The organism is Acetivibrio straminisolvens JCM 21531 (genome assembly GCF_000521465.1).
Lineage (GTDB): Bacteria > Bacillota > Clostridia > Acetivibrionales > Acetivibrionaceae > Hungateiclostridium > Hungateiclostridium straminisolvens.
On record NZ_BAVR01000149.1, the window covers coordinates 1 to 1,508 of the forward strand.

A 1,508-nucleotide genomic window follows, 5' to 3' on the forward strand; every position below is an offset into this window, starting at 1 on the left:
GGATCCCTCCATCCATTTATCCAAAGCACCAATATTTTTATCAGTTAGCATGCTCTTAAATTCCCATGTTATTTTATATATCTTCTCAAAAAACGGATATTCTTTGCATATCATTTCAAATTGTTTCTTACTAATTATTTTTACTATTGGTTGGTACAATAGCTTTAATATATTTTCTCTTTTTATTGTTTCTGTTTTTGTCCCATCTTCTCTACTTCTATCGTAATATTTTTTTCTCCGCTTCTTCCAGTCTGTTATATAATCCCGCACAGTTGATGATGAACCCTCATATCCCATTTCGCGTATCTTTTCCTCAATATATGAACCCATAGTCCCTTTCTCAAGGTATTCGTCAATCGCTTTTATATATGGTGTCAGCTTCCCATTTCTCTTTTTGCCATAGGCAGCATGGACCGGATTAAAGTTTTCATCAAGATATCTGCTAACTGTTTTTCTATTAAGCCCAGTACGCCTGGATATCTCTCTATTACTCAAACCTATTCTCTTTAACACCCGCACCTCATTTACACGTTCCATTTTTTGCTTTACTCTTTCTTCATGTATGATCATCTTTTTTATCTGGAATGACTTTTCCCTTTTTTCAGGCGTCATTGCCATTAGCTTATCATAAGCTCGTATATCCATATTTAAGCTCCGGCAAATTTCTGTTTTACATCTTCCTTCTAATAGGAGTTGTTTTATCTTTTCATATTTTTCTTTCAATGTAAGTTTTCTGTTTTCATCTGCCTGTCTTATTGTTTTTGCCTCTTTAGTTTCCTGACTGACAGCTTGTATTAAAACTTGCGGCTTTAATCTCTTTTTTAGATACTCTGTTATATAGGAAATCAGATTCTTCAGTAAATGAAAACGGTCACTTATTTGTAAAGCTTCCGGGTGTGCATTTGCAATTGCATTATTATAGATAACACATCCATCTCTTGATATCACACGAAGATTTGGATATGTTTTTAACCACTCGTAAACAGTCTCATAATCCCTTGAGTTAATCATATCAAGTATTTGATGCGTAAAAATATCTACCATAATTGTCCCATAGCTTTTTCGCTTTTTAATAGCAAAATCATCAATGCAAACAGCTGTTACTGTCTTTTTGTCAACAACCGGTGTTTCTTTTTTTTAAGAGATTGCAAACTGTACTTTTACCGATATCTACAACATTTTCCTTTAGAGCTTTTGATGCTGCAACAGAACTGCAATTTATTGACAGTCGTACAATTTCATCCTCAAGACGACGGGTTTTCTTTGCTTTACAGGAGATAAAATCAAACCTTTCTGCAAAAGTAGTATGACTACAATCAGGATTATCACAAAACATTTTTCTGTTACGTATAATAATAAATACCTTATTACCTTGTATTGGAAGGTCCTGAAATGTTCTGTTATATGTGGAATGTATTCTGGATGATGGCCGGCCGCAAAATGGACATGTTACTTCTTTGCGGTTAGAAGCTACTGTTATATAGCATTTGCCATCCTTTATTTCATGA

The 1,508-nt window shown here is 34.0% G+C and carries 2 protein-coding genes; both read right to left on the minus strand.

The features are described from left to right. Positions 1 to 1,089, minus strand: a 1,089-nt coding sequence (locus JCM21531_RS17165) for a transposase (RefSeq protein WP_117407271.1), incomplete at its 3' end; no start/stop codon positions are given. Between the two features lie 25 nt (positions 1,090 to 1,114). After that, on the minus strand, positions 1,115 to 1,508 hold a 394-nt coding region (locus JCM21531_RS17170), incomplete at its 5' end, for an ISL3 family transposase (RefSeq protein WP_038291648.1).